This is a genomic window from Streptococcus downei MFe28, from assembly GCF_900459175.1.
Lineage (GTDB): Bacteria > Bacillota > Bacilli > Lactobacillales > Streptococcaceae > Streptococcus > Streptococcus downei.
The window spans coordinates 20267-36056 of record NZ_UHFA01000002.1; the positions used below are offsets into that span (position 1 = coordinate 20267).

16 protein-coding genes and 1 pseudogene are annotated in these 15790 nt (G+C 44.6%); 2 read left to right on the forward strand and 15 right to left on the reverse strand.

Features of this window, described 5'->3' with window-relative positions:
• Window positions 1-8: 8 nt before the first annotated feature.
• From rsmB to gmk, 5 genes are all read right to left on the reverse strand, one after another.
• The gene (rsmB, locus tag DYE66_RS00115) at window positions 9-1334 is read right to left on the reverse strand and encodes a 16S rRNA (cytosine(967)-C(5))-methyltransferase RsmB (protein WP_115324758.1); all 1326 of its coding nucleotides are present in this window, start codon (window positions 1332-1334) and stop codon (window positions 9-11) included.
• Window positions 1318-2253, reverse strand: a complete 936-nt coding sequence (gene fmt / locus DYE66_RS00120) for a methionyl-tRNA formyltransferase (RefSeq protein ID WP_002997538.1) — start codon at window positions 2251-2253, stop codon at window positions 1318-1320. The genes rsmB and fmt overlap by 17 nt, the downstream gene beginning before the upstream one ends.
• Before the next feature lie 248 nt (window positions 2254-2501).
• Window positions 2502-4886 (reverse strand): primosomal protein N', encoded by a 2385-nt coding sequence (locus DYE66_RS00125; RefSeq protein ID WP_002997536.1) that lies wholly within the window; start codon window positions 4884-4886, stop codon window positions 2502-2504.
• 285 nt (window positions 4887-5171) lie between these two features.
• Window positions 5172-5489 carry a DNA-directed RNA polymerase subunit omega gene (rpoZ, locus tag DYE66_RS00130; RefSeq protein WP_002997540.1) on the reverse strand — a complete coding sequence of 106 codons (318 nt, stop codon included), beginning with the start codon at window positions 5487-5489 and terminating at the stop codon, window positions 5172-5174.
• 22 nt (window positions 5490-5511) lie between these two features.
• The gene (gene gmk / locus DYE66_RS00135; RefSeq protein ID WP_002997509.1) at window positions 5512-6126 is read right to left on the reverse strand and encodes a guanylate kinase; all 615 of its coding nucleotides are present in this window, start codon (window positions 6124-6126) and stop codon (window positions 5512-5514) included.
• 212 nt (window positions 6127-6338) lie between these two features.
• On the opposite strand from gmk, the gene DYE66_RS00140 reads away from it, so the two are divergent.
• On the forward strand, window positions 6339-7283 hold the full coding sequence (locus tag DYE66_RS00140; RefSeq protein ID WP_002997511.1) for a magnesium transporter CorA family protein: 945 nt from the start codon (window positions 6339-6341) through the stop codon (window positions 7281-7283).
• A 42-nt stretch (window positions 7284-7325) separates the two neighbouring features.
• Entirely contained in the window at window positions 7326-8012 is a 687-nt protein-coding gene (locus DYE66_RS00145; protein ID WP_002997534.1) for a DUF1129 domain-containing protein, read from the forward strand.
• Window positions 8013-8493: 481 nt separating this feature from the next.
• Here the strand turns inward: DYE66_RS00145 and rpsR are convergent, their stop codons facing one another.
• The 10 genes and pseudogenes from rpsR to DYE66_RS00190 all read right to left on the reverse strand — a co-directional run bounded on the left by rpsR (window position 8494) and on the right by DYE66_RS00190 (window position 15536).
• Window positions 8494-8733, reverse strand: a complete 240-nt coding sequence (gene rpsR / locus DYE66_RS00150; protein ID WP_000068664.1) for a 30S ribosomal protein S18 — start codon at window positions 8731-8733, stop codon at window positions 8494-8496.
• Between the two features lie 66 nt (window positions 8734-8799).
• Entirely contained in the window at window positions 8800-9282 is a 483-nt protein-coding gene (locus tag DYE66_RS00155) for a single-stranded DNA-binding protein (RefSeq protein ID WP_002997556.1), read from the reverse strand.
• Window positions 9283-9293: 11 nt separating this feature from the next.
• Window positions 9294-9584, reverse strand: a complete 291-nt coding sequence (gene rpsF / locus DYE66_RS00160; protein WP_002997558.1) for a 30S ribosomal protein S6 — start codon at window positions 9582-9584, stop codon at window positions 9294-9296.
• Between the two features lie 295 nt (window positions 9585-9879).
• Window positions 9880-10543: pseudogene (locus tag DYE66_RS11120) on the reverse strand (TMEM175 family protein).
• Window positions 10544-10776: 233 nt separating this feature from the next.
• A complete protein-coding gene (locus DYE66_RS10785) occupies window positions 10777-10953 on the reverse strand; it encodes a hypothetical protein (RefSeq protein ID WP_164785575.1) in 177 nt (58 codons plus the stop codon).
• A 33-nt stretch (window positions 10954-10986) separates the two neighbouring features.
• Window positions 10987-11247 carry a hypothetical protein gene (locus DYE66_RS00170; protein ID WP_002997572.1) on the reverse strand — a complete coding sequence of 87 codons (261 nt, stop codon included), beginning with the start codon at window positions 11245-11247 and terminating at the stop codon, window positions 10987-10989.
• A 33-nt stretch (window positions 11248-11280) separates the two neighbouring features.
• On the reverse strand, window positions 11281-11541 hold the full coding sequence (locus DYE66_RS00175) for a hypothetical protein (protein WP_115324760.1): 261 nt from the start codon (window positions 11539-11541) through the stop codon (window positions 11281-11283).
• 295 nt (window positions 11542-11836) lie between these two features.
• Entirely contained in the window at window positions 11837-12061 is a 225-nt protein-coding gene (locus tag DYE66_RS00180; protein WP_002997545.1) for a garvicin Q family class II bacteriocin, read from the reverse strand.
• 227 nt (window positions 12062-12288) lie between these two features.
• A complete protein-coding gene (locus DYE66_RS00185) occupies window positions 12289-13212 on the reverse strand; it encodes an HlyD family efflux transporter periplasmic adaptor subunit (RefSeq protein WP_002997560.1) in 924 nt (307 codons plus the stop codon).
• A gap of 14 nt (window positions 13213-13226) precedes the next feature.
• Window positions 13227-15536 (reverse strand): peptide cleavage/export ABC transporter, encoded by a 2310-nt coding sequence (locus tag DYE66_RS00190; protein WP_019788128.1) that lies wholly within the window; start codon window positions 15534-15536, stop codon window positions 13227-13229.
• Window positions 15537-15790 lie beyond the last annotated feature (254 nt).

The window sequence follows — 15790 nt, forward strand, 5'->3', positions numbered from 1 at the left end:
CTTTCAAGCTAATAGACTCGCTTAAGTTGGGCAATAAAGAAACCATCTGTCAGATGTAACTCAGGTGTAATCTGGATAAATCCATCTGTCAGAATGTCTTCTTGCCTATGTTCCAGTTTTACCTGCTCAAAATTAGGGTGGGCCTCAAGAAATTTTTGGATTAAATCTTGATTTTCCTCCCTAAAAATGGTGCAGGTGCTGTAGGTTATTATACCATTTTTGCGCAATGTTTGACAAACACTCTTTAGGATATCAAACTGTATCTTTTGCAGGGACTCAAAGTCTTGACTGGCCTTCTTGTATTTGATGTCTGGTTTCCGTCGAATCAGGCCAATCCCCGAACAAGGGGCATCAACTAATATTTTGTCAAAACTATCCGGAGCAAATTCTTGGTGAACCAGGCGAGCATCTAGTTTTTTAGTCCTAACCCTATCAGCTACGTGCAAGCGTCTGGCATTTTCCTTAATCAAGTCTAGTTTATGGTCATAGAGGTCCAAGGCCAGCACTTGACCACTAGTCAGATAGGAAGCCAGATGGGCTGTCTTTCCGCCAGGAGCTGCACAGGCATCTAGCACCTGTTCTTGGCCTTGAAGCTTGAGGGTTGGCGCCACTAGCTGACTGGACTCATCCTGAATGGTTAGGTCCCCATCCTCAAAATATTTAGTTCCTGCGAAATAGCCAGATTCTTTTACGAGACCAACAGGTGAGAGTAAAGAGCGCTTTGCCCCTGTCGCCGCTTGGATTTCTGCTAATTTAGCTGGATTGGTTACCCGAACGCTGGCCTTGTTACGGACAAAGAGGCTCTCGAAAATCTTGATGGCCCGCTCATGACCATACTGGTCAATTGTTTTTTTGACCAGCCAGACGGGCAGGGAATATTGTACAGAGTAGCGCTTATTCTGCCGCTTAATGCTAGCAGGGTCGGCCAAGGGACCCTTACTTAATTTGCGCAGAACAGCATTGACTAATTTGTCTGCCCCTCTTTGACTGCGAGATTTGGCTAATTCAACCGCTTCATTCAAAACGGCATGACTAGGAATTTTATCCAGATAGAGGAGTTGGTAAAGGCTGAGCATGAGGAGGGTGTAGACCCAGCTTTCTAGCTTGTCCCTATCCTCAATGACATGGGCCAGTTGCCACTCCAGAGTAATTTTTCGTGCCACGGTCCCATAGACTAATTCGGTCACCAAGGCCTTATCCTGCTGACTAAGGCTTGAACCTGACAAGCCTCGCTTGAGGGCTAGGTTAGAATAAGCCCCTTCTTGAAAAACTTCCTCTAAGATTTTCAAAGCCAGACCACGGGCTGACTTTTCTAGTCTATTCGCCAAAGACATCACCTACTTTTAGCTTTTGTCCTAAACCATTGAGGAAATCAGAAATCTTCATCTTGGGTTTCCCAGCTGGCTGAACTTCTAAGAGAGATAGGCCCCCTTGACCAGTAGCCACGATGAGGCTCTTCTTGGTTTTCTCAATAATCTGACCGGCTGGGCCCTGGCCATCTACTGGCTTAGCCTGATAAATCTTAAAGCGTTGACCATTTAGAAGGGTATGAGCAACCGGCCAAGGGTTCATGCCCCGCACCTGATTGAAGAGGTCACGGGCTGATTTATTCCAATCCAAGCGTTCCTGTTCAGGGGTAATATTGGGGGAGAAGCTCACTCGGTCAGGGTCCTGAGCTTGCGGTTGAATTTTACCAGATAGGTAGTCCGGAAGGGTCTGCAAAAGCAGGTCACGCCCGAGAACAGCTAGTTTCTCAAAGAGGGTGCCAACATTGTCTTCATCAAGAATGGGCAAACTGGCTTGAGCCAGCATATCACCCGCATCCATCTCCTTGACCATCTCCATAATGGTCACGCCAGCCTTATCATCACCCTTAATCAGGGCATAATGAATAGGAGCACCGCCTCGATATTTAGGCAAGAGGGAAGCATGAACATTGAGGGCAAAATCCATGGAATCCAGAAGCTTACTTGGTAGGAATTGCCCATAGGCAGCCGTAATAATACCATCCGCACCCAGGTTCATCAAATCAGCCATCTCCTGCGAACCTGCTAATTTTTCAGGTTGATAGACTGGTAGGTCATGACCGATAGCCAGTTCCTTGACTGGGGTCATACGAATTTCTTTCTTACGACCGACAGCGCGGTCCGGTTGGGTAACGACTGCTAGTATATTATAGTCGGAACTGCTGATTAGGCCTTCTAAAACAGTCGCTGCAAAAGCGGGGGTCCCCATAAAAATAATTTTTTTCATCTGTCTTATCGGCCTAGTCGGCCGTCCTTTCTAGCTTATCCCTTTGGAAAATCAAAATTTTGTTACAGATGAAGTCAGCTTGCTATTTCTTGTGAATGTGACTTCAAAATGACAATTATAGTTTTTACGCCTCTGAGAAGGCAACTGGAGCAATTGTATTGCTCGTTTTAGACTGGTGTCGCAAGGGGGTGGCTGGGCAATTTTCAAACACCTACCCAGCCTTGATTAAAGTATTTTTCACCAGGAATTTAGATAAAACTTTGTGGCTCATGGTCAATAATTAAACGCAAGTCCTTATTACTTCTATCCTGGGTCAGGTCCAAAATTTGATTGAGGACAGCCTCTAGCTTGTCTTCAAAGCGATACTTGATAATAATCTGATAGTGGTAGAGATTGTGGGTCCTAGCAATAGGTTTAGGGGTTGGTCCCAAAATCTTAACCTGATCACTCAGTTGCTCCTTCAAAAGCTTAAGTAGCTCGAAAGATTTTTGAACTAGGACCTCTTCCTTCTTGTGGGAGAGGGTCAATCCAACCGTGTAGTAATAAGGAGGATAGGCCAATTGGTGACGGACCTTCATCTCATAGGCGTAGAAGGCTTCGTAGTCCTGCTCCTTGGCCAACTGAATAGCATAGTTTTGAGGATTGTAGGTCTGGATAAGAACCTGACCTTCTTTTTCCGCCCGACCGGCCCGACCAGCCACCTGCGTCAGAAGCTGGAAGGTCCGCTCAGCTGAGCGAAAATCTGGCAGGTTAAGTGAGGTGTCCGCATTAAGAACACCAACTAGGGTGACATTGGGGAAATCTAGCCCCTTGGCAATCATCTGGGTCCCCAGAAGAATGTCTGCCTTACCCTGGCCAAATTCTTGAAGAATCTTTTCATGAGCCCCCTTTTTACGTGTTGTATCCACATCCATCCGCAGAACTCTGGCCTGAGGGAGAATTTCTTGGAGCTCATCATAGGCCTTTTGCGTCCCTGTTCCATAATAGCGAATGCTAGAACTGCCACAGTTAGGACAGCTTCTAGGAATGCCCTTTTGGAAACCACAGTAGTGACAATTCATGGTCTTGGTATCCATATGGAGGGTCAGGGAAATATCGCAGTTGGGGCAATCATCAACATAGCCACATTCGCGACACATGATGAAGCTAGAAAAGCCCCGACGGTTGAGCATGAGAACCGTCTGCTCCCCTTTTTCCAAGCCTTCCCTGATTTTATCAACTAGGATTGGGGTGAAATTGCTGACGGCCTGCTGACCCAGATAATCCCTAAAATCAACGATTTTTACCTGAGGAATCTTAGCCAGCGGATTGGCCCTTTGAGTCAGGCGAATAAAATGATAGACATCTCGGCTAGCTCTCGCCCGACTCTCAATACTAGGGGTCGCCGACCCCATGACCAAGACGGCCTGGTGGTGTTGAGCCCTGAGCAGGGCGACATCACGGGCGTGATAGCGAGGATTGGATTCCTGCTTATAGCTAGCCTCGTGTTCCTCATCAATAATGATGGCGCCAATATTTTCTAGGGGAGCAAAGATAGCCGAACGTGCTCCGACTACAACCTTGGCATGGCCAGATTTAATCTTGCGCCACTCATCGTATTTTTCACCATCCGATAGGCCCGAATGCATGATAGCCACCTGTTCACCAAAACGAGAAATGAAGCGATTAGTCATCTGAGGGGTCAAGGAAATTTCTGGTACCAAAACAATGGCTGTCTTGCCTAGCTTGAGCACTCGGTCAATAATGTGCAGGTAGACTTCTGTCTTACCAGATCCCGTAATTCCTTCTAAAAGATAGGGCCTATTGGGCCGGCCGATATCGGCCACTATGGTCTTTACAGCCTGGGCCTGCTCAGAATTGAGCTCTAAGAAGTCTGTCTTTTGCACCTGATCAAAATAGTTCTGACTGCGGTTGACGGCAACTTCATCAATCTCTAGGGCTCCGGTCTCTAGAAAAAACTTGACCTGATCTCGCGAGTAGGTCTTATACAAATCTGCCAGGGGAGCACGGTCAGGTTGGGCCAGAAGGTAATCCTTTAATTCCTGACGTTTTTTCGCCCGCTTGGAAATTTCCAGCTCAGCTAAAAGGTCTAACTTAACCTGATAATATTTGACTGTTTTGAGAGTCTTCTTATCATGAGCAACGTAACTGGCCTTAATCTGTCCAGAACGAACTAATTTGGCAACCCTAGCCTGCCTAGCTTCATCAAGACTAGCATAAGAAACCTGATCACGCCCTGCAAAAATCTCTTCCTGATCCTGTTGAGACAGGCCATCTCCAACCCCTAAAATCCGATTATAATTAGAATTCAAAAGGCTAGGAATCATAGATTTGAGAATGGAAATCTTGTAAGAAAAAACAGTGTGACGCATCTGGTCAGCTAGCTCTAGCTGTTCTTGATTAAGAACCGGCTCAAAATCTAGGACAGAGGTGACCGACTTAAGGTCTTGGGCCTCGCCATTTTCTAACCCTACAACAAAGCCCTGTAAGAGGCGATTCCCCTTACCAAAGGGAACATGGACCCGACTGCCCAGACTGATACTGTCTTCTAGGTCTTTTGGCACCTCATAGGAAAAAGGCTTATCGGTCTGCATAAGTGGAACATCCACAATAATTTTGGCAATCTTTCCCATTTTTCCCTCCCTATTTTGAACTAGGCCGACTCAAATTCAGCCACTTCAGAAATGCACAACGAAAATTAAAAACTTACATTTCCATAGTTTCGATTTTCAAATGTTATAAGGTCTCAAAATCAAAATCTGAAAGCTATATCAAGCACTCAGCTTGATGAACGAAGTGGCTTAAATCTAACTCTTCTTGACCCTTATGACCTTCACCCTAAAGGGTTTCCATCATAAAGGAAAGCTGAGATTATCCAATCCCAGCTTTTTTCTTCTAACAGACAAGTTCCATTCAGCTTAGATCTTTTCGCCTTCTTCTTCCTTTTCCTTGGCGATTTGCTCTTTAATCTTGCGTTCTTCCTCTTCCTTAGCCAGGCGTTCCGCTTCAGCACGGGCACGAACAGCAGCTCGCTTAGCTTCAGGATCTGGGTGGATGGTTACATTTCCAGATTCAATTTCTTCCAAGGCCTGTAGGGTCGCTTTAACGGACTTGAAGCCTTGGGTTGGCTTAGCTCCTTCTTCCAATTCATGAGCTCTCTTAGCCTGGAGAATACAGAGGGAATATTTTGAAGGAATGCGATCCAGCAAGGTATCAATAGAAGGTCTTAACATCATAAGGCAATTTCTCTTTTCTAACTTAAATATCTTTAATCATCTTGTTATAGTGGCCGATGACTCGGTCAACACGACAATGTTCTGCTTCAATAATCCGCTTAACACGCTCGGCAGCCAGTGGAACCTCATCATTGACAACGGCATAGTCATATTCTCGCATGAGGGCAATCTCTTCCTTGGCCCGCTCAATTCGTTGAGCAATGACCTCCTGACTATCAGTACCACGCCCAACCAAGCGATCTTTTAACTCCTCCAAATCCGGTGGGGTTAAAAAGATAAAGACACCATCTGGAACCTTTTTCTTAACCTGGAGAGCGCCTTGAACTTCAATTTCAAGGAAGACATCAATACCCTTGTCCAGCGTTTCATTGACATAAGTTAAAGGAGTCCCGTAATAATTGCCAACATATTCGGCATATTCCAGCATTTGTCCCTGGCGAATAAGATCTTCAAATTGCTCCCGAGTCCGAAAGAAATAATCAACGCCATCTTCTTCGCCTGGACGTTGTGCCCGGGTTGTCATTGAGACCGAGTATTCAAATTTATGGTCTGGTGTGGAAAAAATTTCCTGACGGACCGTTCCCTTGCCGACCCCTGAAGGTCCAGAGAAAACAATCAACAAGCCACGTTCGGACATAGCAGACTCCTTAATCTTTCTTATGCCTTAGTTTAACAAAAATAGGACCGTTTATCAAGCGCCCGACCGAGCTCAAACTGACAAAAGGGCGATGAAACCAGCCTTCTTAGAACAAATTTTTTTAAGAAAAAGGCTCCCACAAACCAAGGCTTTTATAGTATAATGATATGGTATGCCCAAGAGGCAAATCATTCATCTAAGGAGGGGTTCTCATGCAACAACTGTTTCTTTCTGCAAACAATCAACTCAATGAAATTGAAACATTCGAGCCAGGAGCTTGGATTAATCTCGTGAACCCTTCCCAGGAAGAATCGGTTCGCCTGGCTGAAAAATTTAAGATTGATATTACCGACTTACGAGCACCGCTGGATGCGGAAGAAAGTTCTCGGATTAGTGTTGAAGATAACTATACTCTGATTATTGTTGATGTCCCTACCCAAGAGGATCGTAATGGCAAGAGTTATTATGTTACTATTCCTCTGGGTATCGTGGTGACCGAGGATGTGGTGATTACCACCTGTTTGGAGCCCTTGGATTTATTTGATAAATTTCTTAATCATCGAATTAGAGGCTTCTACACCTTTATGAAGACGCGTTTCGTCTTTCAGCTCCTCTACCGCAATGCCAAGCTCTTTCTGACCGCCTTGCGTTCCATTGACCGTCAGAGCGACCGTATCGAAGCTCAACTGGAGGATGCCACTCGCAACGAACAACTAATTGATATGATGGAGCTAGAAAAATCCATTATTTACCTGAAAGCGTCTCTGAAGATTAACGAGCGAATCGTCAAAAAGTTGAGCGGTAAAGCTTCCAGCCTGAAAAAGTATGTGGATGATGAGGATTTGCTGGAAGACACTCTGATTGAGACCCAACAGGCCATTGAGATGGCTAGCATCTACGAAAATGTCCTCAATATCATGACAGAGACGTCTGCTTCCATTATTTCCAACAATCAGAATTCCATTATGAAGACCCTGGCCCTAATGACCATGGCTCTGGACATTCCAACCGTTATCTTCTCCGCCTATGGCATGAACTTCAAAAACAACTGGCTTCCCCTCAACGGTCTGCCCCATGCTTTTTGGTACATCACCGCCATAGCTGCTGCCTTGAGTATAACCGTCGTCATCTACTTCATCCGCAAGCGCTGGTTCTAATCTTATTATTGCTAAATCTAAGAAAGAGAGTCCTGTAACACCATGGATTTACAAGAATTAACCAAGAAAAATCAAGAATTTGTTACCATTGCCACCCATCAATTGAAGGAAGACGGCAAGACCGACGAAGAAATCCAAGCCATCTTTGGCGATGTCCTACCAAGCATTATCGAAAATCAAAAGCAGGGTCACACGGCTCGCTACCTACTGGGTGCTCCAACAAGCTGGGCCAAGTCCTTTAGCGATACCGCCATCGAAAGTGGACAAGCAGTAGCGACTGAAACCAATAAGAACCCTTGGCTCATGTGGATGGACAGCAGTCTCCTCTTTTTTGGTGGCTTCTCCCTCTTCTATGGGCTGGTCAATTTAACCAACGGCAAGGCGACCCAACAAATTTATGGAATCACGTCAATCTTGGTTATTGCTCTTAGCGGTGCTGCCGCCTTCTATGGCCTCTACCATTTTATCTATCAACACTCTGGTAAACCCAAGGAAGAGCGCCCAAGCCTGTGGAAGTCACTAGCCTATATGGCCGGCTTCACCCTACTTTGGATTCTAGCAGTTGGGCTAACGGCCTTGATTCCTAAGGTGCTTAACCCTGTTCTACCTTGGCTGGCTACCCTGATTATCGGTGCCCTTAGTCTAGGACTGAGATACTACCTCAAAAAGCGTTATAACATCCAAAGTGCCTTGGCCACTCAAGCACCTACAAACACTAGAAGAAAATGATTTCAACCATAAAGAAAGCTCAGCCACCCCTACTGAGCTTTCTTTATGCTCTGTACACGCATTTCGCTGTAAGAAAATGAGGTCCACCCGGTTCTGTCTGCTCTCTTTCATTTTTAGGAGTAGAGAAAAAGCGCTCACACTGGAGCCTGGCTCGCCTTCCAATTTCTAGGCTCCACGGACAAAGCAAGTCAACTTGACCTTTTAGACTTGCTACGAGGTTGGGACAAAAAGTCCTAGCCTCGTTACTTTTTCAACATCAGACACATTAACGCAGCGGTTGATTGGAGGTCCTTATCCCTTGCTAGGCAAGTGATAGCGGCTACCCTAATCAACTGTGCGGAGGCGGGACGACAAAATCGATTTCTAGGAAATCGCGATTTTGGTCCCGCTCTCTATGTCCCTGACTAAGTCAACTAGCAAGCTATTATCGAGCTTGTTAGTTGACTGTCGCACGAAAAAGAGGTCCACCCGGACCTCTTTTTTAATCTTCGTTTACGAATGGCATAAGTGCCATAACGCGAGCGCGTTTGATGGCTGTTGTTACCTTACGTTGGTTCTTAGCTGAAGTTCCAGTCACACGACGAGGAAGAATTTTTCCACGTTCGGAAACGAAACGGCTAAGCAATTCTGTATCTTTGTAATCAACATATTCAATCTTGTTAGCTGCGATATAATCAACTTTTTTACGGCGTTTGAATCCGCCACGACGTTGTTGAGCCATGTTTGTTCTCCTTTATCTTATTTTTTGACTTGTCTAGGCAAGCCCCTTGTCCTGTTTTCTTGCCACTTAGAATGGTAGGTCGTCGTCGGAAATATCCATTGGATTGGCATTGCCAAAAGGACTTTCGTCACGGCCAAAGTTCGGTGTTGTTTGCTGTTGGCCACCGCCAAAGTTTGACGAAGCATTGCCCCCAGCATTATAAGAACTTGTACCATTAGCTTCACGAGTTGCACGACTTTCCAGAAGTTGGAAATTGTCAGCGACAACTTCAGTTACATAGACCCGTTGACCTTGTTGGTTTTCATAATTACGAGTCTGAATGCGACCTGTAATCCCAATCAAAGCGCCCTTCTTGGCCCAATTTGCCAAGTTTTCAGCTTGCTGACGCCAGATTACACAGTTGATGAAATCGGCCTCACGCTCACCGTTTTGGTTCTTAAAGTTGCGGTTAACAGCTAGACTGAAAGTTGCAACAGCTTGATTGGATGGGGTGTAACGAAGTTCGGCATCCCGAGTCATGCGACCCACGAGTACGACATTATTAATCATAATCTACCTTCTTAAGCGTCAAGCTTAACAATCATGTGACGAAGAATATCGTTGTTGATTTTTGACAAGCGATCAAACTCGTTAAGAGCATGAGCGTCTTGGCTTTCAACATTAACGATGTGGTAAAGCCCTTCACGGAAATCTTGGATTTCGTAAGCAAGACGACGTTTTTCCCAATCTTTTGATTCAACAACAGTTGCACCGTTGTCAGTCAAGATAGCGTCAAAGCGTTCTACCAAAGCGTTTTTAGCTTCTTCTTCAATGTTTGGACGAATAATATAAAGAATTTCGTATTTAGCCATTGATGTTTTCCTCCTTTTGGTCTAATGACCCCAAGTCCTAGCAAGGGGTAAGTGAGGGATACTCACAAGACACTATTATACAGGAAAGCCAGACCAATTGCAAGGGATAAAATCAAGCTTGCCAAATAGAGAGGACTGAAATTTAACCTGGAAATAATTAGTCCATTCAGCTATTTCTGAGACCGTTTTCTCTGGCAGACAGAGGCTTTAATTTTTGTTACATTTGCCACAAAAATAGATTTATCATAGAAAAATCTATTTGCAGGGAATAATAGGTATGCTTTTTACGAATCAGCTATTTCTCCCCTTTTTTGGCAAAGCGATAGGACATGTAGTCGCTCATGGTCTGGACATCCTGATGACTTAAATCTCTTTCAGCTATTGAATTATTTATAAAAATGATGACAGGGAGCAGAATGTAGATAAAAATGGAGAAACGCGGTAAAACATAGGCCAGAAGAAGCACCCCAATAAAGGAAAGAAGGATGCCTAGTCGAATCAGGCCACCCTTATTTCTGGGATTAGGTCTAACCTGCTGGCCCTGTGAGTGATTCTTTTCAGCATGAAGCTGCTTAATTCCAACCTGAAAAAGCATAAAATTACTGGAGATAGAAATCAGCGTAATTAAAATGCCATAGGCCAAAACCGCCAGGGAATAATTCTCAAACTTAGTCAAGAGCTGCAGGAAAAGTGGAACCAGGCAGATAAGCATATGATTAATCATGTCCCAAGTCATAAGGGGGACCGATATTTTTTCCGCCAGAACCATGGTCCTAGCTACGGTACCATTGATTGGCAATGATGATAAAACTGATGAGAAACCAAAGAATATCCGTCCCAAATTGGGGCAACTGACTCATTTTGTCAGGAACCTTGATACTCAAAACCAAAATGGTCATGATGATGGTGTAGAGACCATCACTAAGGGTATCAAACTTTTTGGTTAAATTTTCCAGCATAATCTTAACAGCCTGCTTCCTCTTATTTTTCCCCTGCTATTATAAGATAGGAGAAAGCTATTTTCAAGAAATTGCGGAACCTAGTTTTCGCTTTAGCTCAAACTGCATCAATAGCTCTAAATTCAGCTTCGCCATTCTGGCTCGATTCATTAAGAGCTATAGAAAAACCTGCCTAGTTAGAAATCCAAGCAGGTTATCTATATTGCTAGAAGAGTAGAGTCGTTTAAAGGTCTCTAGTAGAGTTCAGCTCCTAATGCTCCCACTACAGAGCCAATCATTGCACCAGAGCCCGCCCAAATAGGATATACTGGATATGGTGGAGTTGGTGGGAATGGGAAAAAGCCACCCGATACTGCTGTCAACGCTTCTGCATTCATAGTTTCAAATTCTTCAAATGCAATTGTATTCATAATAATCTCCTCGTTAGTTAAATTACTTGTTTCTTATTGGATTGTACATGCATCCGCACTACCATTTGCTCCCATTGCTCCTCCAAGACTAGCAAGTCCAACAAGGGCAAGCCCACCCCAGCCAATTGGACCTGAGGCTAAACCTAATCCAATAGCTGCTGCAGTACCTGCAACAATTCCGCCACCTTCGGTGGCCTCAAAACAGCGGAAATCATCTTTATACTCTCCACCATTAAAGGTAGTCAACGCTTCTGCGTTCATGGTTTCAAATTCTTCAAATGCGACTGTATTCATAATAATCTCCTCGTTAGTTAAATTACTTGTTTCTTATTGGATTGTACATGCATCCGCACTACCATTTGCTCCCATTGCTCCTCCAAGACTAGCAAGTCCAACAAGGGCAAGCCCACCCCAGCCAATTGGACCTGAGGCTAAACCTAATCCAATAGCTGCTGCAGTACCTGCAGCAATTCCGCCACCTTCGGTGGCCTCAAAACAGCGGAAATCATCTTTATACTCTCCACCATTAAAGGTAGTCAACGCTTCTGCGTTCATGGTTTCAAATTCTTCAAATGCGACTGTATTCATAGGAATACCTCCTTATTATTTCTTGGTCATCTACTACTTCATGTAATTTGACCTGTTTTTTATTTATCAATCAAATTTATTTTCAATTGATAATAAATATTCTAACGGAATCCGCCTTCCTCTGCAAGCGTTTCCGAGCGATTTAAAGAGCCTGCAACAAAGATAATACAGGACCTTCATTTTTCAGAATTATTTTCATTTGAAATTACTTTAAAAAGTCAACCCTAGAAGCTAGAGTTGATTTAAATTGGTCTGTGGCTAAAGGTTGCTTTCTTAAACTTCCTTCAGGATGAGCTTAATAAGCGGCAAAGCTAGCAACACCAGAGGCCCAGCTATTGACCGTGATATTAAGGGCTGCTTCCAGAGGACTCTTGGTCACTTGGTAGCTCCAGTGACCATTCTCATCTCGATAGGCATAGCCGTTAGCACAATCCATAAAGTGCTCATATTCGCCACCTTTGACTGTTGCTAGGTTTTGAGTATTAAGGGTTGTAAATTCTTCAAATGCGACTGTATTCATTAGTTGATCTCCTTTTTGGCCTTAATTCTGACCTCTTGATTTCTTATCAGTCAAGAATACTTCCGACTGATACGGCCTAGTCTAACAGACCAGGACGGACTAGACAAGCGATTTTTAGAGGTTTAATCAAAAAAATATTGTCGAAAAGTAGAAAGTAATTTTCTGAATTATTTTCATTTGAAAACAAAAAACAATCCAACTTTATTAGTTGAACTGCTTTTTTGACCTTAATCCTCCACTTTGTGAAGCAATTTGTCCTTGAAGTAGTCAAAGTAGGTCTTCTTGTCAATGACCGTGACGGTCTTTCCGGTCATGCCATACTTGACTAGCTTGCTCTCTTTCTTTGAGAGCTTGACCTTAGCGGTGACCTTGAACAGGTTGCCTTTTTTCGTGGTGGTTGCTGATGAGGCAACATTATTAATCTTGCCTTCTACGGTCAGCTTGTCATTACCCTTGCGCTCCAGCGATAGGCGGGTCGTTTGTCCCTTCTTCATGGAGACCACGTCATCTGAAGAGACGTAGTAGGTAATTAGGGCTGTCTTGGTCTTTTGAATATCTGGGTAAATCTGGGCAATCTCTGACCACTTGGGCAGGAGATTGAGGCCTTCATACTTACTATTGGTATGAATAATGCCAGACTCAGGGGCAAAGAGGGAAACATGGTCAGCTTCCTTCTTATCCTCGTCATCTCGGTCCTTTTTGTCGGCTTCCCTTTTCTTTTTATCCTTTTTCTCGCGCTTCTTTCTTTCCTTTTTGGAGAGCTTCTTATACTTTTTCTTGGTCTTTTTCTCTTCTTTTTCTAGTGCCTTATCCAGTCGCTCATTGCGCTCCTTGATGGTCTTCTTTTGGGCCTCTTTTTCCTGCTCAGTCGCATTCTCGCTGTACTGGACCAAGAGGTCGCCTTTTTCTACCTTGGTATTGTCGTCCAATTTATTTTGGGCAACAGAGGTGTCACTAGCAGACTGAATGACCGCTAGAACCTTGGTTGGGGCAACCTCACCCTGGGAAATAACGGTGACCTCCTTTTTGGCAAAGCAGAGGAACACACCGATAAAAATAATCAGGACCACTAAGGGCACAATCAAAACGGTCGCAAAATTATGATAGCGACGGCGGTAAAATTCCGCACTTTCCAGTAATTTTGGATTCATGTTAGCTTCCTCCCTTAGTTAAATAGCGTGTAGTAGAAGCCTTTGTTAGCTAGGAGTTCCTTATGGCTTCCTTCTTCCACAATCTTGCCTTGGTCCATGACGATAATCCGCTCGGTTCTTTGGGCGATACTCAAGCGGTGGGCTACAAAGATGATGGTCTTATCGGTCATGGCCATGAGGTTATCGACAATCTTCTTTTCGGTCAGGACATCCAGGCTACTGGTAGCCTCATCCAAAATCAAGACAGGCGCCTGAGTCAAGAGGGCACGAGCCAGGGCAATCCTTTGTTTCTGACCACCAGAAACCCCAGCCCCGTCAGAGAGCTCAGTCTGATAACCCAAAGGCATCTGTTCAATATCCGAGCGAATTTCAGCGATTTCACAGGCCCGAATAATATCCTCTTGGGTCGTCCCTTCCTTGGCACCTAGGGTCAAGTTATCCATGATGGACCCGCTAAAGACATAGGCCTGTTGGGGTAGGTAGCTAATGTGCTGGCGCAGGGCGGTCTTGTCGATGACCTTGAGGTCATAGCCATTGATACGAGCAATCCCACGATTAGGCTCGTAGAAATTGACCATCATCTTGGCTAGGGTCGTCTTACCAGAACCTGACGGTCCCACTAAGCTGACCTTAGAGCCCTTGGCAATGGTCAGGTTAATATCGGACAGGGTATCCCGGCCATAGCCATACTTGTAAGACAATTTCTCAAAGGAGATATCCCCGTCCAAGAAGTTGGCCTCGGAAAGCTCGCCATCATTGTCAAATTCGGACTCCACCAGATAGACTTCATTGAGACGGGTATTGGCTACCCGGGCTGATTGGAGCTTGGTTTGCAGGCTGATGATATTTTCAATCGGATTTTGGAAATAAGAGAGGAGGGCATTGAAGGTAATCAACTGCCCGACAGAAATCTTGCCATCCATGACCAACTTAGCCCCATACCAGAGGATGACCACATTAAGGATGAGTTTGGCCCCAGTCTTAAGGGAGGTCTGGAGGGCATTCATCTTTTGCAGGCGGAAGTTTTTCTCCAGATAGTCCACAAATTCACCATCGATGTTTTGGTAACGACTGGACTCACTGGTCAAGGACTTGATGGTCTCCATCCCATTGATGTCTTCAATAATGGAAGAAGAAACCATAGCATTGGCTTCCATAACCTCATGATTGAGCTTTTCAAAGGGCTTGAGGAAGACCGTAATAATAAGGGCATAAATGGGGATGGACAGCAGGGTCAAAAGGAAAAGGTGGTTATTTTGAACCAAGAGAACCCCACCAACCAAGATTAACATGGTGACATCAAGAAAAATGGAAAAGATAGTTGAGGCTACGGCCACAATAATCTGATTGGCATCCGAGAAGCGTGAGGTAATCTCACCAGTCCGCCTAGTCGCAAAGAAGGACATGGGCAGGGTAAAGATGTGCTTAATATAAGAAAGGATGACATCAATCACCAGTCGCAGACTGAGAACATTGAGCAAGAATTCCTTGGCAAAGCTCATCACCTGCTGGATGATGTAAGTAATAATCAGGCCGATGGTAATAATCCCCAAGGTTGAGGTCAGCTGGTCGGGAATATACTCGTCCAGCATGCCTTGGAGGTAGTAGGAACCGACAATATCAATCAGGGTGACAATCAGGCTAGCAAAAATGATATAGGTCAGGAGAGCCTTCTGCCTCAAAATCAGAGGGAAGAAGCTCAAGAGACCATTTTTCTCATCCTTCTTGGGTTGATAGTTAGGTGTTGGCGCCAAGAAGATAGCTAGACCAGTCCACTCCTCTTGGAAGTCCTGCTTGGATATGCGGGTTACCTTGACGGTAGGATCTGGGTCCCCAATAATCAGGCTATCACCGGCATTGGCATAGACGACATAATAGTGCTGGAGACGCTTGTTCTTAACCACATGGACAATGAAGGGATAGGTCAAGTCTGTATAGTCAAAGAGGGTCATATCCGCCTTGATGGAGCGGGTTTCAAAGCCAATGGCCTTGGCGGCTTCGACTAAACCAAGAGCTGTCGTTCCCTGCTTATCCGTTTTAGAGAGCTCCCGCAATTTCGCCAGTGAGTAGTCTGAGCCATAGTGCTTGGCCACTGACGCCAGGGCTGCCGGACCACAGTCTCGGGTATCCACTTGGGGCACTAGACGGTAGCGCCGACGGCGAAAGAGACCGACCGAACCGTAACTTTTGGCTGAGGATTGATTTTGACTCTCAGGGTAGGAGGCTGTGCCTTTAGATCTAAAGTAACGCCTAAAAGCTTCCAAAATAATATTGACCGCTATGACAAGCGCTACAATCAGAATGATATAAGTGATTTGCTTCATATTAGTTTTCCTAATTGTTAAAACGATCTAGAATTTTAGGGGCCTATCATTTTGCTACCCTCAAAATTCCTTGCTAGAATAAAAAGAAGCCTGACTCCTATACATAGTTAGACGGCAGGCTAAAAATTATCACGACAGGTACTGAGTTAACATATTAACTAAAATACTTGCCCTTTAAATAAAGTGTTACTACTACTAAATTCTCTAACATAAATACAATAAATACAATGAGTTTAATGTTTTTTATCGGAAAT